Raw genomic sequence first — 20,310 nt, 5'->3', positions numbered from 1 at the left:
CGACATTCGCGCGTCCGGCGGAGTTGATGTGCGTGCCCCGCCGTAGGGTGAGGGTAGTGACGACCGAAGCGAGTGAATCATGAAGCTGCTGCACACCTCGGACTGGCATCTGGGGCGAGGATTCCACGGCGCGGACCTCCGCGAAACCCAGCTGGAGATGATGAGGACCGTATGCTCTGCGGTGACCGAGCACCAGATAGACGTGGTGCTGGTCTCTGGAGACGTCTTTGACCGCGCACTTCCGCCGGAGTGGGCGGTCCGGGAGCTGGGGCAGTGTCTGCGGGCCCTTCGCGAAGCCGGAGCACAGGTGGTGATGACCAGCGGCAACCATGACTCTGCGGTGCGCTTGGGCTTCAACCGCGAACTCATCGCCCAATCCGGGGTGCATATCCGTTCTGGGCTGGACGACGCCTGGACGCCGGTGGAGCTTGCCGGGGATGGTGAGCGGCTGCTGGTCTACGGAGTCCCTTATCTGGAGCCGCAGGTCTACGCCGAACAGCTCGGCTTGGACCGGGCTCATCATTCAGCGGTGATGGCCGAGGTAGTCAGCAGAATTCATGCGGATGTTGCTGCCCGAAGAGTCGCCAAGGACGGCGCTGCACTGCGGGTGATTGTGATGGCGCATGTGTTCGCTGACCGAGGACAGGCCAGCGAATCCGAACGTAACATCGGGGCCCCTGCCGTACCGGAACGCACCTTGGAGCATCATGAGGATAGCGCCGGGGGTCTCGCCGTGGTGCCCCTGGAGGTATTCGACGGATTCGACTATGTGGCTCTAGGCCACCTCCACGGGCGTCAGCGGCTCTCTGACCGCGTCCGCTACTCCGGGGCCCCGATCCGCTATTCCTTCTCCGAGGACAAACAGGACAAAGGGGCCTGGCTGATTGACAGCACAGAGCTCGACGACGCTGCGGCAGCGGTAACCGCTCTGGACTGGGATCTGGGCCGTGAAGTCGTCCGCCTTCAGGGAGACATCCAAGACATCCTGGACCTGGAACGTGTGAAGAGGTTCCAGGAGGCCTTTCTCCAGATCACGCTCACCGATGACGAACGCCCCGAACGGGCCTACAACCGCCTGCGGGAAGCCTACCCGCACGTGATGCAATACCGGTATGCCGGGGCGGGCCTCAATCGCTCCGGGCAAAGCTTCGCCCAGCGGCTGCATACAGCACAGAGTGAAGTTGAGGTGGTGGCTGGGTTCCTCGAACATGTCCGCGACCGGTCAGTGACACAGCAGGAGCTCAACGCGGTGACATCTGCGTTGGACGCCGTGCGCACCCAAAACACGGGGGAGCGGGCATGAAATTCCACTCCTTGACGGTCTGCGCATTTGGGCCCTTCGCCGGAACTCAGACGGTGAACTTTGACGCCCTTAGCTCCGACGGACTGTTCCTTCTGCGGGGCCAGACTGGCTCGGGCAAAACCTCTGTCCTCGACGCCATCACTTTTGCACTCTACGGGAACGTCCCGGGGGAGCGGCGACCCGAAGGTTTGAAGTCCCAACACGCGCCGATGGAACGGAAACCCTATGTGGAGTTGGAGTTCTCCACCGGCGAGGACCGCCTGTGGGTCCGCCGCGAGGCTAGCTACTACCGACCCGCCAAACGCCGTGGAGCGGCTCCGCAACGGGAGAGTCAGGCGCTGTACATCAAACGTCTTCACCACGGCGAGTGGAAACCCCTGCCGGTGCACAAGATCGATGAAGGCGGAGCCGAGCTGGCAAGCATCCTCGGTCTCTCCATGAGCGAATTCACCAAAGTGATCATGCTTCCCCAAGGCTCGTTCGCCCAGCTGCTGCACGCCACCAATGAAGAACGGCGCAGGATACTTGAGCAGTTGTTCGACATCGGAATCTATGACCGGTTGGAAGGCTACCTATGGGAGCACAAAAAGGAATCGGAAAGTCACCTCAAAGAACTTGACTCCCGGATCGCGGCGCATACCAACCAGCTGATCAGCGCCGCAGCTGCTCTGCTCCGCGATGACATGCCCGCAACTGAAGCTCAGTCGCCGGAGGAACTGATTGAGCCGCTGCTGAGCAGAGCGGAGAAGGGTCACCAGCGGTTGCGTGCCGCAGAGGCTCAGGCGCAGCAAGCAGCTGAACACGCAGCCCAAGAGCTCGATCTGCTCACTACGCGGCATCGCCAGCTGACATACTGGGCGGAGCACACTGAACAGCGCCGTATCCACGAACAGGCGCGGCCAGAGGCAGTCCAGGCAGAACACCTACTGGCCGAGCACCAGGCAGCGGAGGCCGTCCATCAGTGGCTCGTTCGCGCTGACCGTGAGGCAAACGCAGCCCAGCAGCAGGAAGCGATGGCAGTCTCCGCCGAGCAGGAAGCCCAGGTCCTGCTGCAAGACCAGTCAGAAGTCATCGCCGATACCCTCGAAGCGGCGGCAGAAGAACTCGGGCAGCTGCATGCGCGGCTCACTGACCCTGAAGCTCGCGGACTCGACGAGCGCTACACCGAGCTCGGCGCAGCGGCTCAGAGCGCCGAACAGGGAGCCGCCGAGGCTGAACGGCAGGCGCATACGCTCAGTTCCCAGGTCGCATCCGCTCAGGAAACGCTCCAGCAGCAGCAAGACCAGATCGTTTCCCCAGAGCAGACCGACCGTGAGGTCGAGGCTGCGCAGGCGACGGTGCGGGCGGCGCAGGCGCGCATGGAGCAGGTAGCTGATCGGGACGCCACAGCTTCACAGGTGGAGGAGCTTGGCAGGCAGGCGGAAGAGGCGCAAACTCGGCAGGACAGGGCAGAGAAGGATTATCGGAGAACCTCCGCGGCTTACCTTCAGTCCCTAGCGCAGGAGCTCGCTGAAAACCTCTCCGACGGTGAACCGTGTCTGGTCTGCGGGTCAACCGAACACCCCGAACCTCTGAAACGGGACACTGAGACGGTGACTAAGGAGGATCTCAATGCGGTGACTGAAGCCCTGCAGCAGGCGCGTCTGACACGCGGCAGCATCGCAGACCGTCAGCTCAGCGCTGAGACGAAGCTCCAAGGGATCCATTCAGCGCTCTCAGCAGATGCCCACCTCTCAGCTGACGAGGCCCGAGAAGCCTATGCGGCGAGCCTTCAGCAGTGCCGTGACGCCACTCAGCGACGACGCCAACAGCGGGAACTCACGGATCAGGTGCAGGAAATCCGGGAGCGGCTCGTGACCCTGCGGCAAGAGCAGACGACCGCTGAGCACACCGCAAGTCGACGGGCCGCGGATGCCCACCGCATCAGCGAAGAGGCCCAGACTCTCCGCCAGCGCCTCACTCACTTGCGGGGACAGCACTCGAGTATCGCCGACCGCGTGGCCGCACTGAACCAGTGGCAGCAGGTTTTCAAGTGCGCGCAGAAGGCACGACAGGAGGCCGAGAACGCCGCAGCTGCGGCCCAGCGCAGCGCTGAAGAAGCTGATGAACACATCAATGCCTCTCCCTTCGCAGATCGCCACGCTGTGATCAGCGCGCGGCTGCCGGAAGAGACTCTCCAGCGTCTCAGTCAGCAGGTGACCACGTTCGCCGACGGTGAGAAGAGACTTCGCTTCGAAGCTGAGCTTGAGGATGTCACGGCCGGAAGGCGGCGCTCAGAGCAGGGAGAGAAGCTTCCCTCACAGAAAGACCTAGATGACGCCGCGTCCCGAGCTCACCAGGCACGTGACGCTCTGGAACATGTTCATCAGCAACTGGCTCAGTACAAAGCTGAGTCAAAGGCGGTCGAGCGCGCAGCGGCGGACTTAGAAAAAGTGCTGAGGAGTCGGCAGGACCAGGCCGTCGAAGCACATCTCCGTGCAGAACTCGCTGATGCTGTTCGGGCTCAGGGGGGTGACAATGACAAAGGAATGCGCCTGACCACCTACGTATTGGCCGCACGCCTGGAGCGAGTCACCGAAGCGGCCACCAGGCATTTGATTGCCATGACCGACGGGCGGTATCAGCTGTTGCTGGACCCTGAGCGCACGGGGACCGGCCAGCGGTTGCGGGGCCTGGACCTGAAGGTGTATGACGAGTATGCCGAGCAGGAACGGCCAGCAGAGTCCCTCTCAGGTGGGGAGACCTTTATGGCTTCGCTGTCCTTGGCACTGGGGCTTGCCGAGGTTGTCCAATCAGAATCCGGTGGTGTGGGGCTGGACAGCCTCTTTATCGATGAGGGCTTTGGATCACTGGACGACCACACGTTGGAGTCGGTGATGTCCGCCCTGCACACCCTGCAAGGTGAGGGGAGGAGAATTGGTGTGGTCAGTCATGTCAGCGAGATGCACCAACAAATTCCTGTTCAGTTGAAGGTCACCAAGACGAACAGTGGGTCCACACTCGACCTCATCGGTGTTTCATGACGCGTGTCCTTGAGCTACTTGCCCGCCTTCCGGGAACCCTGCTGCCGTTCGCAATCGCGTCAAGCCTGGTCAGTCTGGTCGGTGTGGGGTGGTGGACGGCCTTGGCTGGGGGAGTCGCCGCCGTGGTCGGGTACTTCCTCTCGGCAGGCATCGCGCAGATGCTCGTGAGGTGGTGGGGGAGTTGGAGGAACCTGCTACTCGGCCAGACTGTCACCTATGTCGTCCTGGTGGTGCTGCTGATTGCTGCAAGCGACCAGCAGCGTTTGTGGCTGGTGCTGGTCCTGGGACTGCTCGCTGGTGCAGCAGCACCTGCGGAGCGGGTGTGCATGCCGAACGTCCGGCTAGATCGTTCGGCACTCGGACTGAGCGTACTCCTGGCATTGGCGTGCGGTCTCACCGGAGCGTGGTCGGTCCCGCTGGCCGTGTGCGGAGTGACGGCCGCGGCGGCAGTGCCGGTGCTGGTGATGCGCAGATACCGGGTGGGCTCCGAAGAACCCCAGTAGTAGCTCCTAGGGATCCAGCTGGAGGGTCTCGGCCGTAGACCTGCTCACTTCGTTCAGCAGCTGCGGGTCCTCATTCAACAGCCGACCGTACGAAGGCACCATGTTCTCCAGCCGTGGTTTCCACGCGTCGATCTGGCCCGGGAAACAGCGTTCCAGCAATCTGAACATGATGCTGGGGGCAGTCGACGCACCAGGCGAGGCGCCGAGGAGACCAGCGATCGAGCCATCGGCTGAAGCGATCAGTTCGGTGCCGAACTGCAGGACGCCCTTGCCGGCGTCATTCTTCTTCATGACCTGGACCCGCTGGCCAGCGGTGATCAGTTCCCACTGGTCCTGGTGGGCTTGTGGATAGAAATCCCGAAGAGCTTCCACCTTCTTCTTGTGAGTCTTCGCGACTTCCTTCATCAGGTACGTCACTAGGGAAGTGTTCGCAGCTCCTACTTGGAGCATCGGCACCAGGTTATGACGCCGCACGGAGAATGGCAGGTCGAAGTACGAGCCGGATTTTAGGAAGTTGGTGGAGAACCCTGCGAAGGGGCCGAACATGAGCGAGCGTCGTCCTTCGACGAAACGGGTGTCTAGGTGCGGGACCGACATGGGAGGAGCACCGACGGAAGCGAGTCCATACACTTTGGCGTGATGCTCCTGCGTGATGGCCGACTCTGTGGTGCGGAGAAATTGTCCAGAGACGGGGAAGCCGCCGAAACCTTTGATCTCTTCGATGCCGCTGGCCTGCAGGAGGCTGAGCGCCCCCCCGCCAGCACCGACAAAGACGAAGCGTGCGCTGGCCGAGATCTTCTCTCCGCTGCCGGTATTCTTCACTTTCATCTCCCAGCGACCGTCGCTGCCTCGCGACAAGCCTGAGACCTCATGGCCGTAACGCAGCTCGACACCCTGTGCGTCCAAGTGACCAGCCAGTTGGCGGGAGATGGAACCGAAGTCCACATCAGTTCCGTCTTGGAACCTCGAGGCGGCGACGGGTGTGCCCACACTGCGCCCGCGGGTCAGAAGTGGTGCCCAACGGCCGATTGTGTCTGGATCTTCAGTGTGTTCAATATGGGAGAAGAGTGGTTCAGCGCGCATGGCCTGGTAACGATCACGCAGATACTGGGAGTTCTTCTCCCCCCAGACAAAGCTGATGTGCGGCAGTGCGTTGATGAATGTGCGGGGCGAGCCCAGCACACCTTCCTTAACCCAGTGCGACCACAGCTGACGTGAGACATGGAACTGATCTGCGATGCCGCACGCCTTGTCAGTGGAGATCGCCCCATCTGTGCCGCGCGGAGTGTAATTGAGTTCGCAGTAAGCCGTGTGGCCGGTTCCAGCGTTGTTCCAAGGGTCCGAAGACTCTTGGCCTACTCCGTCGAGTTTTTCGAACAGGGCGATGTTCCACTCTGGCTGAAGTTCCTTCAGGATGGCTCCGAGCGTGGTGGACATGATGCCACCACCGATGAGAATCACATCGAATCGCTGGGTGGAGTGGGTCGACGATGACTCGCTCACGGCAGGGGCTCCTCTAGTGGCAGGCGGTGCAACTGATCTCCCATGACTTTACCGCCGGCTCTGCGCGGCAAGAAATTGTGTTTCGCACATCACGTACCGGTCAGGCGGATCTCCGCGAAACGTTCATTGAGTACCGGTGACATCGGGTAGTCCGCCACGCGGGCGTTCATGGCCAGTCCGGAAATGGGATATGCCAAAGGTAAGGCGGGCAACTGTTCCTGGATACGGTCAGCAGCTTCGCGATAGATTTCCGTGCGTGTTTCTTCGTCAGATTCTGCGCGCGCTTCATTCAGAAGTTCCACGAGGTTCTCGTCGTGAAAGTTGAATTCCCGACTCGGCTGGCCGAACAACGGGGAGAGAAACGCGTGCGGGGACCGGAACCCGCCGTTGCGTCCCAACAGATGCAGAGCCCGTGACGAGTCACTCATCACCTGGTCCACGTAGCCATCACCCCATCGCACAGGTCTGGGCCGGATGCGGAAGCCGGCTGCGGTGAGGTCCGCCGCGATCGCCGCGAAGACGGCCTCAGGTTGGGGTAGGTAGCTGCGGGTTGTGTTGATCGGGTAGAAGAACTCCAGCGGCTCGCCGTCGTAGTCTGAATCTTCCAGCAGCTCCTGGGCATCGGAGAGACTGTAGGCGTACTGCTGTGCGGTATCGGAGTGGACCGACAGCGCGGCCGGGGTGAACTCGTATGCCGGCCTAGACCCCTCCAAGAACAATCTGTCCACCAGTTGTGGGCGGTTCACTGCGCGGGCCGCCGCCTCCCGAATGCCGATGTCAGACATCACCGGGTGATCGAGATTGAAACCCAGGTACAGCACAGAGAACGGATCGCGTTGAAGAATCATCCGACCCGACTGAACGAGCGATCGCAGATTATCGGCGGTAATCAGGTCATAAACGTCAGCCTGCCCGCGCTGAAGCTCCCGGAGTCGGTCAAATGTGCGCGGCAGAGGGCGAACAACCACTTCAGACGGGCCTTCGATGGCCTCCCAATAATCGTTGAACACTTGGAGTGTCAGTCGGGATGCGTCCTCTGACTCGGTTTCGACCAGCTGGTAGGGTCCCGTGCCCATAGGGGTTCGCGAGACCAGGCCGGGGTCGCTGTCCACCAGCACCTCAGCAGAAGCGATGCCGAACGCAGGCAGAGTCAGCGCCTGCAGAAGGTACACCACCGGCTCAGACAGGGTGAGGACCACAGTGCGGTCATCTTCTGCCTCCACCGACTCCAGCACACACTCCTCGCTGTCGAAGTAGCCGCCGAATACGGTAGGGAACGCCAGTGGCGTCGACTGGCTGATGTTGCCGAAGCCATAGAGATAATCCAACCGCCCCCATCGCTGGAAATTCTCGACAACCACATCGGCGGTCAACTGCGATCCATCGTGGAAGAGGACATCACGGCGCAGAGTGAACGTGTAGGTCAGCTCATCGTCGCTGGAGTCCCACTCTTCGGCGAGCAAGGGCTCGAAGGAACCAGTGTTCTGATCGATACCCACCAGCGGTTCGTAAATTTGACGGACGATCCGCTCGGTCTCCGCATCAGTCGCCAGACCCGGGTCCAGTGACTGTGGCCGGTGAATGCCAGCGATCGTAATCGAGCCGTTGTCAGTGTCTGCTGCGTCTTCGGATACTTCTTCCGGAACTTCACTTGACGCTGTGTGAAGTGCGGCAACTGCACCCGCCGCCGACGTAGCGCCGAGAAACCGGCGCCGAGATAGCCGGGAAAGTGAGTTCACGTGCGCGAGGGGGGACTTGAACCCCCACGTCATAAGACACTGGAACCTAAATCCAGCGCGTCTACCAATTCCGCCACTCGCGCGAGGCGCTGCCCAGCGTGCACACCACGCACGCCACAGCAGCACACTAGTGTACAGCCCGTGCTGGATGGCCGTGTTCTTGGTTTGCCTAAGCGGCGAGCTCCTTGCGCAGGCGTGCCACATGACCGGTCGCCTTAACGTTGTACTGCGCGAGTGTGACCGCTCCGTCGGCGTCAACCACCACGGTGGATCGAATGAGCCCTTCGTACAGCTTGCCGTAGTTCTTCTTTTCCCCCCAAGCACCGTAGGCCTCAGCCACGGCATGGTCTTCGTCTGAGAGGAGCGGGAAGCTGAGGCCTTCCTCGTCCGCAAAGCGTTTCAGATCGGAGACCGGATCCGGGGAAACACCCAGTACCTGGTAACCGGCCGCGTTCAGCGACTCCAGGGAATCCCTGAAATCGCATGCCTGAGTGGTGCACCCGGGCGTGGATGCCTTCGGGTAGAAATAGATAATCACCTGTTGGCCGCTGAAGTCTGCCAGGGACACGGTGCCACCTTCAGCTGAGGTCAGGGTGAAGGCTGGTGCGGTATCTCCGGGGGAGAGGCGTTCAGTCATGGAAGAGTGCTCCTATCTGGGGACGAGTCTGTGCTCCCCCGTAGACTATCGGCATGGTGATTCGCACAGAGCGCAGTCCTCAGGAAGAGCAACTTGTTGCAGCATTCCGGGCGGTGTTTGATGCCTCTGTGATGAACTTCGGTTCCTACAACCTGCTCTACGCGGAGAACGTGTTCGGGAGGGAGGAGCACCCAGAATTGCTGCTCTCCAGCACTAAAGCCCCCGCAGCTGAGCTGTCCGCACAAGAGGCTGTCGAGTCCGCCAGGCATCTCATTGTGGGGTACCGGCGCGAACCTGCCGAGCTTGTGCTCTGCCCCGTTGATCCTGCTGCGCTGCTACCACCTGACGATGACGACGCTGCCCCCTCCCCGCGAGTGCCGGTGCTGGTGAACCTGACCAACCTGGCGGGTATGGCAGCTGACGACACCACCGTGGAGATCGCTTTGTCCACTGGTCGCCGTGTGAAGCTGGATGTGCAGACACTCGTCACGTTTGAGCAGATTCCGGGTGTCCCGCTGCATCAGCAGTTCGACGTGGAGGACTTCTACACCTTCTTGGACCACTTCATGGACGTGGTCGAACGCAAACGGAATTGAGACGAAACTCACCAAGACGGTGATTAGCGCGAATCTGCCAGTGGTGCTAGTGTTGTGTGTCGTTGCCCACCGGGTGGGTGACTTTCTTTGTGTCCTTGTTCTTGTGATTCGGGGCCTCTAGCTCAACTGGCAGAGCATCAGACTCTTAATCTGCAGGTTGCGGGTTCAAGTCCCGCGGGGCCCACGGAACAAGGAACATGAAGCAGGAAAGCCGCTGGTCGTGACGATCGGCGGCTTTCCTGCTTCATGTCTGGAATGCTGCCGGTTCGGGGAAGGATTCGCGGCTGAGGGCAAAGACACGGTACTGTTGACCGGTCCGTGTCCCGGAGTGCATATTGAAACTCCGGGCCCACATGGTCATCACGGGATGTAGTTCAGTTTGGTAGAGCGCTCGCTTTGGGAGCGAGAGGTCGCAGGTTCAAATCCTGTCATCCCGACAGTGTCCGAAGTCGCCCGCGTCTAGCGGCGGTGATCTTCGGCCTAAAGCGTCAGAGGCCTGGTCTTCACCGCAGGTGCATCTGACCTGAGTACAACGTCAAGTTTTGCAATCGCAGCAACAGGAGCCCATACGTGGTCAAGAGCACCGTCGAAGAACTGAACCCGACTCGAATCAAGCTCACCGTAGAGGTGTCCGGCGAGGAGCTCGAGCCCAAAATCAAGGCCGCCTACAAGAGCATCGCTCACCAGGTTCAGATTCCAGGCTTCCGTAAGGGCAAGGTCCCTGCGCCCATCATCGACCAGCGTTTCGGCCGCGAGGCAGTAATCCAGCAGGCGATCAACGATGGACTCCAGGAGTTCTACCAGGCAGGGCTCGCCGAGGCTGAGATCACCCCCTTGTCCAGGCCTGAGGTAGAGGTCGAAGAAATCCCGAACGTTGAGACGAACGAGGGAACGCTGAAGTTCTCCGGTGAGCTTGATGTGAAGCCCACCATCGAGCTGCCCGACTACTCGGGCCTCGAGGTTGAGGTTGAAGCCGTTGAAGCTGACGATGAAGCCGTCCAAGAAGAACTCGATGCCCTGCGTTCACGTTTCGGAACTCTGAAGGACGTAGAGCGTCCAGCAACTACCGACGACTTTGTGACCATCGATCTCACAGCGACCATCGGTGAAGAAGAAGTCGACAACGCCACGGGCCTGAGCTACCAGGTCGGAGCCGGAACCATGCTCGATGGCCTCGATGAGGCCCTCGAGGGGCTTTCCGCAGGCGAGGACGCCACCTTCAACACCACGCTGGCCGGCGGCGAGCACTCCGGGGAAGAAGCCACTGCCAAGGTCACGCTTACCGCAGTGAAGGAACGTGAGCTTCCCGAAGCTGACGATGACTTCGCTCAGATGGCCTCCGAATTCGACACCATCGATGAGCTCAAAGAGGACCTGAAGTCCAAAGCAGCATCCACCGTTCTGGAAAAGCAGGGTGTGGAAGCGCGCGATAAGGTTCTCGAGAAGCTGATGAGCCTGGTCGAGGTCCCTGTCCCCGAGTCGGTCGTTGAAGAGCAGATCAGCCAGCACTTCAGCTCGCAGGGCCATTCTGAAGGTGACTCCCACGATACTGAAGGTCACCGGGAGGAGATCCGCGAACAGACTTCGGAGGCCTTCCGCAATGAGATCGTTCTCGACCTCATCGCCGAGAAGGAAGAGATTGGCGTAGAGCAGGGCGAGATCATCGAGTACATCGTTGCGACTGCCCAGCAGTACGGCATGGAGCCGAATCAGTTCGCCCAGATGCTGGACCAGGCAGGTCAGGTCCCAATGATCATGGGTGAAGTCCGCCGACGCAAGGCTCTGGCCAAGGTGTTGGAACTGGCCACAGTGACTGACACTGAGGGCAAAACAGTCGACCTCACAGAGTTCGTCACCCCTGCCGAGGAGCAGGAGGATGAAGCCGCTGAGGCAGTTTCAGACGACCCGGCTGAGAGCGAGTCAGAACCAGCCACTGAGTCTCCCGCCGACTCCGCTGAGGACCAGACCGAAAGCAAGTAGAACGTCCTACGCTGTGAAAGCGCCCCGTCCACGACCGGACTGGGGCGCTTTCACATCTCTGGAGAGCCGACCTCTCGTGTGCCATGGGCGAACAGTCCAACGCAAGCGGTGTCGACGTCGTCGGTCTCCAGTAATGTCGTAGCCGAACCAGTCAGAGACGTATGGAGGAACTTGATGTCAGAGCAGCTGCCCACGGCCTCGAACGTGGACCCGGCATCGCAAGAGAACTACATCTACAACCGGCTCCTGAAGGAGCGGATTATCTGGCTGGGATCAGAGGTTCGTGACGACAACGCCAACACCCTCTGCTCCCAGATGCTCCTGTTGTCCGCGGAGGACCCCGAGCGGGACATCTACCTGTACATCAACTCACCCGGCGGATCTGTCACCGCTGGTATGGCCATCTACGACACCATGCAGTTCATTCCCAACGATGTGGTCACGGTGGCTACAGGCCTCGCCGCTTCCATGGGGCAGTTCCTGCTCTCCTCCGGGACCCCGGGCAAACGCTTCGCCACACCGAACGCGCGGATTTTGATGCACCAGCCTTCCGGCGGCATCGGCGGCACTGAATCGGATGTTCGTATCCAGGCGGAGCTGATCAAGCACATGAAGCAGGTGATGGCTGAGCTCACCGCGGACCAGACCGGACAGTCCGTGGAGACGATCCTCAACGACAACGCGCGAGACAAGTGGTTCACCGCAGAGGAAGGCCTGGAATACGGCTTCTTCGACAAAATTGCCCAGCGCTCCTCGACCGTTTCCGGCGGCGGGGGAGTCTGAGGACTATCGACGACGCCGCGGAACACCAGGACTTCACAGGAGACTTTGAGATGAATTTTGAAGCACGCTATATCCTTCCTTCTTTCGAGGAACGGACCCCCTACGGTTTCAAGCGCCAAGATCCCTACGCCAAGCTCTTTGAAGACCGAATCGTCTTCCTGGGCGCACAGGTGGACGACGCCAGCGCTGACGACATCATGGCCCAGCTGCTTGTGCTGGAGTCCATGGATTCCGAGCGCGACATCACGCTGTACATCAACTCGCCGGGTGGTTCCTTCACCGCGATGACAGCCATCTACGACACTATGCAGTTCATCCGGCCGCACGTACAGACGGTCTGCCTCGGGCAGGCTGCCTCTGCTGCCGCGGTGTTGCTGGCCGCTGGAACACCCGGAAAGCGGTTGGCACTGCCAAATGCGCGTGTGCTGATTCACCAGCCAGCGATGGGTGGAGCCAGAGGCACGGCTACAGACCTTGCCATTCAGGCCGATGAGATCCGCCGCATCAGAACGTGGATGGAAGACGTGCTTGCCGAACACACCAAGAAGACTCCTGACCAGATCAAGGAAGACATCGACCGGGACAAGTTCCTCTCGGCTGCCGGTGCTAAGGAGTACGGTCTCGTCGACGAAGTGCTGAGCTCGCGCAAGCTCCCAGCCTGATGTCGCTGCACCGCTAGGGTTACCCTCCCGTGGCGGTTTCGGGCGAGGTCCGGGGTCTGAAGTACGCTTGAGGGAGTCCCATAACGATCTGCACGGTGAGAGGGTTGCCTACACATGGCCCGAATAGGTGAAAGCTCGGACTTGTTGAAGTGCTCTTTCTGCGGCAAGTCGCAGAAGCAGGTGCGGTACAAGCTGATCGCGGGCCCTGGCGTGTACATCTGTGATGAGTGCATCGAGCTGTGCAACGAGATCATTGATGAGTACCTCAACGAGGTCCAAGAGACTTCTGAAGTCGAGTTGCCCACTCCCAAAGAGATCAAGGACTTCCTTGACGAGTATGTGGTTGGGCAGGACAAAGCCAAGCGGTCGCTCGCGGTAGCAGTCCACAATCACTACAAGCGGATCCAAGCCACCGGCTCAGCATCCAAGACAACCTCCCTGGAGAAGGGGCCCTTCGACGAGGTCGAGATTGGCAAGTCCAATATCCTCATGGTCGGGCCGACTGGCTCAGGGAAAACCTACCTTGCGCAGTCCCTGGCCAGGAAGCTTCAGGTACCGTTTATCGTCGCTGACGCGACGAGTCTCACTGAGGCAGGCTACGTGGGTGAGGATGTGGAGAACATCCTCCTGAAGCTCATCCAGGCGGCCGATGGTGACGTCAAGAAGGCCGAGCACGGCATTGTCTATATCGATGAGATAGACAAGATTTCCCGTAAGTCGGAGAATCCCTCAATCACCCGCGATGTCTCCGGTGAGGGCGTGCAGCAGGCGCTGCTTAAAATTCTGGAGGGCACCACAGCATCTGTGGCACCGCAGGGTGGACGGAAGCACCCGCAGCAAGAGTTCATCCAAATCGACACCTCGAATGTGCTGTTCATCGTTGCTGGCGCCTTCGCTGGACTGGAGGACATCATCGAGTCCCGCGCGGGCCGGAAGGGCATAGGTTTCGGTGCGCCCTTGTCCACCATCGTCCCCGGCGATGCCAGTTACGCCGATGTTGAGCCTGAGGATCTGCATAAGTTCGGCCTGATTCCTGAGTTCATCGGCCGACTCCCAGTGGTAGCCACAGTGGAGGAACTGGATGACGCGGCGCTGACTGATATTCTCAGCAAGCCCAGGAACGCGCTGTTGAAGCAGTACCAGAAGATGTTCGCCATTGATGATGTAGAGCTGGAATTCGACGACGATGCGATCAAGGCCGTCGTCGAACTAGCCCAGCTCCGAGGCACGGGGGCACGAGGACTTCGCTCCATTCTGGAGAACGTGCTCAACTCAATGATGTTCGACCTGCCCAGCCGTGACGACATTGCTGCGGTCACCATCACCGGCGAGGTAGTGCGTGAGGGTGCCGAGCCACTGCTGACCACGCGTGACGAGGCGAAAAAGCTCCGCAAGAAATCTGCCTGAACCCCTGCGGGGCGGCAAGCGGCCGGCGTGGCTCTCGAGTAGGAACTGTTATCCGCTAGGACTTCCGTTTATCTGCAACTGGTACTAATGTTCACTCCAAGGAAAGTGACGCGTGTCACCTCAACGAGGAGGTGTAGTACTGGTGAAAGCACGATCAGCGGGTGCGGCTGCCGCCGCTGCCGTTCTGCTCTTGGCAGGATGCGGAGACGACGATGGGGTGACCACTCTCACCTGGTATATCAACCCTGATGATGGCGGCCAGCAAGCGTTGGCTGAACAGTGCACCGAAGAGGCCGACGGCGCCTACCGTATCCAAACTTCACTGCTGCCAATGGACGCTCCAGCTCAGCGAGAGCAGTTGGCGCGCCGGCTCGCTGCCGGGGACTCGTCCCTGGACATCATGAGTATTGATCCACCTTTCATTCCGGAACTCGCAACCCCAGGCTTTCTGGCGCCGGTGCCCGAGGATGTGGCCGAACGTACAACCGAAGACACATTGGACGGGGCGCTGGCCGGTGCTATGTGGGGCGATGAGCTCGTCACCGTCCCATTCTGGGCCAACACACAGATCCTTTGGTACCGCGAATCTGTTGCTGAGGCGGCAGGGCTCGACATGGATGAACCCGTGACCTGGGACGAGATTATGGATGCCGCAGAAGAACAGGATAAGTACTTAGGTGTTCAAGGCGTTCGGGCCGAGTCCATGACGGTCTGGGTCAACGCCCTCGTAGAGTCCCAGGATGAGTCCATCCTGGTGGACCCATCAGCTTCCGCCGAAGAGCTCGAAACCAATCTGGATTCCGAAGCTGGCGCCAACGCCGCGAGCATCATCTCGCGCATCGGGCAAGAAGGCCTCGGCGGGCCCGGTATCGCCTCCATGGACGAGAACCAGTCCATGCTGCTTTTCCAACGAGACAACGGCTCCTTCATGGTCAACTGGCCATTTGTTTGGGCTGCGACCAATTCAGCAGCTGAAGAAGGCAGCATCGATGCTGATATCCCTGAGGACATTGGTTGGGCGCTCTACCCAAGAGTCGACCCCGATACGCCAGCCGCCCACCCGCTGGGCGGGATCAACCTCGGTGTCGGCGCCGACTCCGAACATCCAGAGCTTGCCTACGAGGCGATCGAGTGCATCGTGACCCCGGAGAATCAAGCCGAGTACTTCGTCACCAACGGAAACCCGCCCTCCTCCGAATCAGCCTTCGACGACCCACGTGTCGAAGAGGACTTCCCGATGGCTGATGTGATCCGTGAAGCACTCGACAGTGCAGCGCCGCGGCCTCAGACGCCCTACTACAACGAGATATCCGAATCCATCCAGGGCCGGTTCACCCCGCTCTCCGGCGTCGATGAGGAGACCACGCCGGCCGAGACTGACACATACATCATGGAAGTCCTGCGAGGGGAGCGTCTGCTGTGACTGCCACCGCCGAGAACACCAGCAAAGAGAGCCAAGCCTCCAAACGCCCGCGAAAGTCTGACCGCACCAAAGCTGAAATACGGCTCGGGTGGCTGCTGGCAGGTCCGGCGTTCTTCGTCATGCTGGCAGTCACTGCCTACCCGATCGCCCAAGCAACCTTCGATTCGCTCTTTTCGTTCCGACTCACCGCACCCGATGAGCGCTCGTTTGTCTTCCTCGACAACTACCTCCTGCTTTTCACTGATGGGATGTTCTGGAGGATCTTCGGGGTGACTCTGCTGATCACCGTGGTGACGGTGGCCGTGGAGTTGGTGCTCGGCTTCGCGCTGGCGTTAGTGATGCATAGGGCGTTGAAGTCAATGCGTGGGCTCCTCAGAACCGCAATCCTGGTGCCCTACGGAATCATTACCGTGGTCTCGGCCTTCGCCTGGTACTACATGTTTGACATCAACTCTGGCTTCGTTAACAACTGGCTCAGTTGGGTGCCGGGGATTGACAGCGATCTCGACTGGTTCTCGAACTTCGGGACCGCGATCACCGTGATCATGGCCTCAGAGATCTGGAAGACCACTCCCTTCATCGCCCTGCTGCTGCTGGCCGGTCTGGCGCAGGTCCCCGATGAGCTAGTCGAGGCAGCCCGGGTCGACGGCGCCACCAAGGTCCAGCAGTTCACTCGCGTGATCATTCCCAACATGAAAGCAGCCATTATGGTGGCTGTGCTGTTCCGGGCGCTCGATGCATTCCGAATATTCGACAACGTATTCATCATGACCGGCGGCGATGCCAACACTGAAGTGCTGTCCCTCTTGGCCTACAACCAGTCGATCTCACGCCTTGAGATCGGCCTCGGCTCGGCGGTCTCCGTGGTCCTGTTCATCTGCGTGCTGTTGATGTGCGTGCTCGCCGTGAAGGGCTTCAAAGTGGACCTCGCCAGCGGTACTGACTCATCCAGTGGCAAGAAAGATGGGGGGAAGTGATGGCAAGCTCCAAGCGTCTCACCGGCCGGCAGAAGCTCGGTTGGGCAGTGACGACGATTCTCGTTCTGCTCTATGCGCTCTTCCCCGTAGCAGCCATCTTCGCCAACAGTTTCAAGACTCAGGCAGATCTTGGAAATCCCACCTTCTGGCCGGCCAATTGGACCCTCACGCACTACGAGATGATCTTCGTCGGCAGTGCGCAGGACCTGTTCCTGTCCTCTCTGCGCAACAGCATCGGCATCACGCTGATCGCCACGTTCGTGGCGGTAGTGCTGGCCACACTGTGTGCTTACGCCATTGCCCGGTTGAACTTCCCAGGCAAGCGCATCATTCTTGGAGCAGCGCTGGCGGTCTCCATCTTCCCGGTGATATCGGTGGTCACACCGCTGTTCAACCTGTGGCGGACCATCGGACTCTATGACACCTGGTTGGGCCTGATCATCCCCTATCTGTCGTTGACTCTGCCGATCTCGATCTGGACTCTCTCAGCATTCTTCCGGCAGATTCCCTGGGAATTGGAGCAGGCAGCGCAGGTTGACGGTGCCACCCAATGGCAGGCATTCCGCAAAGCCATCATTCCGCTCGCGGCTCCAGGAGTTTTCACCACCGCTATCCTGGCGTTCTTCATCGCATGGAATGACTTCGTCTATGGAATATCGCTGACCTCAACCGAGGCTGCACGGCCGGTACCTGCGGCCTTGGCGTTCTTCCAAGGGGCCAGCCAATTCGAAGAACCTACCGGCGCGATCTCAGCAGCGGCGATCGTGGTGACGATACCCGTCGTCATACTGGTGCTGCTGTTCCAGCGGCGTATCGTCTCCGGCCTGACCCAGGGCGCGGTCAAGGGCTAGGGCTGTCAAGGGCCAAGGAAAGGAAACGACTCATGGCATCGATCACGATGAAAAATATCGTCAAGGAGTACGACGACGGCTTCCCAGCAGTCAACGACATCTCTATAGATATCGACGACGGTGAGTTTGTGATCCTCGTCGGTCCCTCCGGGTGCGGTAAATCCACTCTGCTGCGGATGATCGTGGGATTGGAGGACATCACGTCGGGGGACATGCTCATCGACGGAGAGCGCGTCAATGATAAGCCGCCTCGGGAGCGGAACTTGGCGATGGTGTTCCAGAACTACGCGCTCTACCCACATCTGACGGTCTACGAGAACATCGCCTTCCCGATGCGACTGGCCAAGGGGACCTTCAGCGCTTCTGATGTTGAGGAGAAGGTTCAGAAGGCTGCGGGAATGCTCGAGCTGACCGAGCATCTGGACCGCAAACCTGCCAACCTCTCCGGCGGCCAGCGTCAGCGTGTTGCCATGGGACGAGCCATCGTCCGGGACGCCAACGCCTTCCTATTCGACGAGCCGTTGAGCAACCTCGATGCGAAACTGCGTGGCCAGATGCGGGCGGAGATCTCGCAACTACAGCGCAGCCTCAACACCACCAGCGTGTATGTCACCCACGACCAGACCGAAGCAATGACCCTCGGGGACCGCGTAGCGGTACTGAAGAAAGGGCTGCTGCAGCAGATCGCCTCCCCCCGCGAACTGTACGAGCAGCCGGCAAACCTCTTCGTGGCAGGTTTCATTGGCGCGCCCTCCATGAACTTCCTGCCCGGGACGGTGGAACCCAGCTCAACCGGGTCGATGTGTCTGAACACCCCCCTGGGAGAGATTGAACTGCCCGAACACATTGCCGCCGCCGGACAGGGCAAGGACGTTGTCCTGGCAGGCATCCGCCCTGAATTCTTCGCGGAGGCCTCCACCGTCGATGAGAATAAGCGAGGCCGTGGATCCGTAGTAACTGCCGAACTGACCCACGTTGAATGGTTGGGCAACGAACAATACGGTTACATCAGCTACGAAAACGATCCCAGAGTCGTCGACACCCTGCACAACCTGGCGCAGGACATGGACTCCGATGACCTGCGTACTCAGCTGGTGGTCGCATTGGACGCGATGTCGCGGGTGCGCGGCGGAGACTCCACTGATCTGTGGGTCGACACTAGGCGGATCCACTTGTTCGACCCGGCGACGGGGGAGAACCTCACCCGGGATGCAGAAGCCGGTGCCGAACTGACCCGGCTAGCCGCTGAGGACCGTAGGCGGGAGCGGGAACGGTCCGCCGCGAAAGCCGAGCAATAGCCCGGATGCGCTCACTCCCAACGGAATAGCGCAGCAGCCACCCCGGCGCCGAGCACTGCACTCAGCACAAGCACTACCCAATTCTGTGTGGGTACAGTCTCGGCTATCCATGCATGCTGGAACGCCTCCACCGCCGCAGCGAACGGCAGCCAGCCGGCAATCTGCTGTAGAGAATCAGGTAGGTTCTCCACTGGGCCGAACATTCCGCCCAGCGCTGCCAGAGCAAAGAAGGCGATCAGTCCAATGGCAAGTGCCGAATTCGGACTGGGCGAAACCGAAGCTACCACCATGCCCACTCCATACATCGCCGCACAGGAAGCCAGGAGTACAGCCGCCGATGTCAGAGGTGCATGTGGCGGGCTTGCTTGGAAGAACAGCACCGCCACACCGTAGGCGATACCGATTCCTAGCAACACCTGGATAAAACTGACCACCATCTGCGCGATGAGCACCATCGCCGGGGAGGCTGGGGTCACCGCGAGGCGGCGCAACAGCTTAGTCTTGCGGTACATGGCGAGGAAGCTGGGCATGTTGATCACCGCAATCGAGGCGATCACCAGCGTGACCACCACGGGGAGCACATAGTAGGACAAGACAGTGACGCCTGAGGGCAACTGCTGGTGCACGTCTTCAAACGAGATCGCCTGCATCACAAGTATGAGCAGGGGCAGTCCGAGTGGGATCACCAGTCCAGCAGTGTCCCGGATAGTCATTCGGGCTTCAGCCTGAATAAGTCGCATCCAGGCTTTTGCGCCAGGGCCTCGGAGGCCCGGCTGGGTCGGAGTTTCCGCCATGGGGATCAATCCTCGTCCTGTTCTTCATCGATTGCTTTTCCGGTGAGTGCGACAAAGGCATCCTCCAAGGAGGGAGCCCCAGCCTGCTCGCGCACATCGATAGGAGATCCCTGCGCGATGATGCGCCCGTTGTCGATCAGCGCTACCCGGTTGCAGAGCCGTTCCACCTCGTCCATGGCGTGACTGACGAGGATGACTGTCTGAGCCTCCAGCGCCTCGATAGTCGCCCATATCCTGCGCCGTGCTCTCGGATCCAATCCAGTAGTGAGCTCATCTAAGATGACTACCTGGGGTTGGCCGATCAGGGCCAGCGCAATGGAGAGTCGCTGCATCTGACCCCCCGACAGGTTGTCGAATTTCGTCTTCGCCCTGTCCTGCAGATCGACCATGCGCAGCGCCTGCTCGGCGTCGAGCGGATTGGGATAGAAACTCCGGTAAAGATCAACCAACTCACGCGCCGTCAGCGACCCATGCAGATACGCCTGCTGCAACTGGACACCGAGAAGCTGCCGAACTTTCGCCCGGTCAGTGAAGGGGTCTAGCCCCAAGATCCGCACTGCGCCCTCAGTCGGCTTGCGCAGCCCAGCGATCATCTCCACGGTGGTCGTCTTTCCCGCGCCGTTGGCGCCCAAGATACCGAAGGTCTCACCGTGGAGAATCTCCAGACTGATGCCATCGACTGCGGTCTTCCCCTTATACCGTTTGACCAAATGATCTGCCGCGATGGCATGTGATGAACTGTTCTCCGTCATGCCACCGAGTCTCTAGCGGATCCGAGGTGATTGCCCGTGCCAACGGTCACGTGCACCACCATGACTTTCGGCACCCACC

General features: G+C 60.3%; 17 protein-coding genes and 3 tRNA genes. 14 read left to right on the top strand and 6 right to left on the bottom strand.

Annotation, left to right across the window (positions count from 1 at the left end):
* The first annotated feature begins 79 nt into the window (after window positions 1-79).
* Genes FH975_RS03215 through FH975_RS03205 form a run of 3 tightly spaced genes read left to right on the top strand, consistent with a single transcriptional unit; the run spans window position 80 to window position 4,829 of the window.
* On the top strand, window positions 80-1,303 hold the full coding sequence (locus FH975_RS03215) for an exonuclease SbcCD subunit D (protein ID WP_162319990.1): 1,224 nt from the start codon (window positions 80-82) through the stop codon (window positions 1,301-1,303).
* Window positions 1,300-4,326: an AAA family ATPase gene (locus FH975_RS03210; protein WP_162319989.1), complete on the top strand. Its 3,027-nt coding sequence runs from the start codon at window positions 1,300-1,302 to the stop codon at window positions 4,324-4,326. Before FH975_RS03215 ends, FH975_RS03210 begins: the two co-directional genes overlap by 4 nt.
* The gene (locus FH975_RS03205; protein ID WP_162319988.1) at window positions 4,323-4,829 is read left to right on the top strand and encodes a hypothetical protein; all 507 of its coding nucleotides are present in this window, start codon (window positions 4,323-4,325) and stop codon (window positions 4,827-4,829) included. The genes FH975_RS03210 and FH975_RS03205 overlap by 4 nt, the downstream gene beginning before the upstream one ends.
* A gap of 6 nt (window positions 4,830-4,835) precedes the next feature.
* Here FH975_RS03205 and FH975_RS03200 read toward each other — a convergent pair whose 3' ends face one another.
* The 4 genes from FH975_RS03200 to bcp all read right to left on the bottom strand — a co-directional run bounded on the left by FH975_RS03200 (window position 4,836) and on the right by bcp (window position 8,708).
* Window positions 4,836-6,332, bottom strand: coding sequence for a malate:quinone oxidoreductase (locus tag FH975_RS03200; protein ID WP_162319987.1), 1,497 nt, complete (start codon window positions 6,330-6,332; stop codon window positions 4,836-4,838).
* Between the two features lie 89 nt (window positions 6,333-6,421).
* Window positions 6,422-8,071 (bottom strand): ABC transporter substrate-binding protein, encoded by a 1,650-nt coding sequence (locus FH975_RS03195; protein WP_162319986.1) that lies wholly within the window; start codon window positions 8,069-8,071, stop codon window positions 6,422-6,424.
* Between the two features lies 1 nt (window position 8,072).
* Window positions 8,073-8,154, bottom strand: a tRNA-Leu gene (locus tag FH975_RS03190).
* An 86-nt stretch (window positions 8,155-8,240) separates the two neighbouring features.
* Window positions 8,241-8,708 carry a thioredoxin-dependent thiol peroxidase gene (gene bcp / locus FH975_RS03185; RefSeq protein WP_162319985.1) on the bottom strand — a complete coding sequence of 156 codons (468 nt, stop codon included), beginning with the start codon at window positions 8,706-8,708 and terminating at the stop codon, window positions 8,241-8,243.
* A gap of 53 nt (window positions 8,709-8,761) precedes the next feature.
* On the opposite strand from bcp, the gene FH975_RS03180 reads away from it, so the two are divergent.
* The 11 genes from FH975_RS03180 to FH975_RS03130 all read left to right on the top strand — a co-directional run bounded on the left by FH975_RS03180 (window position 8,762) and on the right by FH975_RS03130 (window position 18,685).
* Window positions 8,762-9,304, top strand: coding sequence for a hypothetical protein (locus FH975_RS03180; protein ID WP_162319984.1), 543 nt, complete (start codon window positions 8,762-8,764; stop codon window positions 9,302-9,304).
* Window positions 9,305-9,415: 111 nt separating this feature from the next.
* A tRNA-Lys gene (locus FH975_RS03175) sits at window positions 9,416-9,488 on the top strand.
* Window positions 9,489-9,667: 179 nt separating this feature from the next.
* A tRNA-Pro gene (locus FH975_RS03170) sits at window positions 9,668-9,741 on the top strand.
* Between the two features lie 133 nt (window positions 9,742-9,874).
* Window positions 9,875-11,284, top strand: a complete 1,410-nt coding sequence (gene tig, locus FH975_RS03165) for a trigger factor (protein ID WP_162319983.1) — start codon at window positions 9,875-9,877, stop codon at window positions 11,282-11,284.
* Window positions 11,285-11,458: 174 nt separating this feature from the next.
* Window positions 11,459-12,067: an ATP-dependent Clp protease proteolytic subunit gene (locus FH975_RS03160; protein ID WP_162319982.1), complete on the top strand. Its 609-nt coding sequence runs from the start codon at window positions 11,459-11,461 to the stop codon at window positions 12,065-12,067.
* A 50-nt stretch (window positions 12,068-12,117) separates the two neighbouring features.
* On the top strand, window positions 12,118-12,729 hold the full coding sequence (locus FH975_RS03155; protein WP_162319981.1) for an ATP-dependent Clp protease proteolytic subunit: 612 nt from the start codon (window positions 12,118-12,120) through the stop codon (window positions 12,727-12,729).
* Window positions 12,730-12,843: 114 nt separating this feature from the next.
* Window positions 12,844-14,136 carry an ATP-dependent Clp protease ATP-binding subunit ClpX gene (gene clpX, locus FH975_RS03150; protein ID WP_162319980.1) on the top strand — a complete coding sequence of 431 codons (1,293 nt, stop codon included), beginning with the start codon at window positions 12,844-12,846 and terminating at the stop codon, window positions 14,134-14,136.
* Between the two features lie 139 nt (window positions 14,137-14,275).
* Window positions 14,276-15,559, top strand: a complete 1,284-nt coding sequence (locus tag FH975_RS03145; protein WP_202923008.1) for an extracellular solute-binding protein — start codon at window positions 14,276-14,278, stop codon at window positions 15,557-15,559.
* Window positions 15,556-16,536 carry a carbohydrate ABC transporter permease gene (locus FH975_RS03140; RefSeq protein WP_162319978.1) on the top strand — a complete coding sequence of 327 codons (981 nt, stop codon included), beginning with the start codon at window positions 15,556-15,558 and terminating at the stop codon, window positions 16,534-16,536. The genes FH975_RS03145 and FH975_RS03140 overlap by 4 nt, the downstream gene beginning before the upstream one ends.
* On the top strand, window positions 16,536-17,387 hold the full coding sequence (locus FH975_RS03135) for a carbohydrate ABC transporter permease (protein WP_162319977.1): 852 nt from the start codon (window positions 16,536-16,538) through the stop codon (window positions 17,385-17,387). Before FH975_RS03140 ends, FH975_RS03135 begins: the two co-directional genes overlap by 1 nt.
* 32 nt (window positions 17,388-17,419) lie before the next feature.
* Window positions 17,420-18,685 (top strand): ABC transporter ATP-binding protein, encoded by a 1,266-nt coding sequence (locus FH975_RS03130; protein WP_162319976.1) that lies wholly within the window; start codon window positions 17,420-17,422, stop codon window positions 18,683-18,685.
* 11 nt (window positions 18,686-18,696) lie between these two features.
* On the opposite strand, the gene FH975_RS03125 is transcribed toward FH975_RS03130, so the two are convergent.
* Both FH975_RS03125 and FH975_RS03120 read right to left on the bottom strand, forming a co-directional pair.
* The gene (locus FH975_RS03125; RefSeq protein WP_162319975.1) at window positions 18,697-19,479 is read right to left on the bottom strand and encodes an ABC transporter permease; all 783 of its coding nucleotides are present in this window, start codon (window positions 19,477-19,479) and stop codon (window positions 18,697-18,699) included.
* Window positions 19,480-19,484: 5 nt separating this feature from the next.
* Complete coding sequence (locus FH975_RS03120; protein ID WP_162319974.1) at window positions 19,485-20,231, bottom strand: ABC transporter ATP-binding protein; 747 nt, start codon at window positions 20,229-20,231, stop codon at window positions 19,485-19,487.
* Between the last annotated feature and the right edge of the window lie 79 nt (window positions 20,232-20,310).

The organism is Nesterenkonia haasae (assembly GCF_010119385.1).
Classification (GTDB): domain Bacteria; phylum Actinomycetota; class Actinomycetes; order Actinomycetales; family Micrococcaceae; genus Nesterenkonia; species Nesterenkonia haasae.
The sequence above is the reverse complement of the archived record's forward strand: the minus strand, read 5'-3'. Positions and strand labels throughout refer to the sequence as shown.

What these genes read in the sequence shown, in the direction of transcription:
- FH975_RS03215 (WP_162319990.1), top strand. Translation starts at nt 80, where the DNA reads ATGAAGCTGCTGCACACCTCGGACTGGCATCTGGGGCGAGGATTCCAC.
- FH975_RS03210 (WP_162319989.1), top strand. Translation starts at nt 1,300, where the DNA reads ATGAAATTCCACTCCTTGACGGTCTGCGCATTTGGGCCCTTCGCCGGA.
- FH975_RS03205 (WP_162319988.1), top strand. Translation starts at nt 4,323, where the DNA reads ATGACGCGTGTCCTTGAGCTACTTGCCCGCCTTCCGGGAACCCTGCTG.
- bcp (WP_162319985.1), bottom strand. Translation starts at nt 8,708, where the DNA reads ATGACTGAACGCCTCTCCCCCGGAGATACCGCACCAGCCTTCACCCTG.
- FH975_RS03180 (WP_162319984.1), top strand. Translation starts at nt 8,762, where the DNA reads ATGGTGATTCGCACAGAGCGCAGTCCTCAGGAAGAGCAACTTGTTGCA.
- FH975_RS03160 (WP_162319982.1), top strand. Translation starts at nt 11,459, where the DNA reads ATGTCAGAGCAGCTGCCCACGGCCTCGAACGTGGACCCGGCATCGCAA.
- FH975_RS03155 (WP_162319981.1), top strand. Translation starts at nt 12,118, where the DNA reads ATGAATTTTGAAGCACGCTATATCCTTCCTTCTTTCGAGGAACGGACC.
- clpX (WP_162319980.1), top strand. Translation starts at nt 12,844, where the DNA reads ATGGCCCGAATAGGTGAAAGCTCGGACTTGTTGAAGTGCTCTTTCTGC.
- FH975_RS03135 (WP_162319977.1), top strand. Translation starts at nt 16,536, where the DNA reads ATGGCAAGCTCCAAGCGTCTCACCGGCCGGCAGAAGCTCGGTTGGGCA.
- FH975_RS03130 (WP_162319976.1), top strand. Translation starts at nt 17,420, where the DNA reads ATGGCATCGATCACGATGAAAAATATCGTCAAGGAGTACGACGACGGC.
- FH975_RS03125 (WP_162319975.1), bottom strand. Translation starts at nt 19,479, where the DNA reads ATGGCGGAAACTCCGACCCAGCCGGGCCTCCGAGGCCCTGGCGCAAAA.
- FH975_RS03120 (WP_162319974.1), bottom strand. Translation starts at nt 20,231, where the DNA reads ATGACGGAGAACAGTTCATCACATGCCATCGCGGCAGATCATTTGGTC.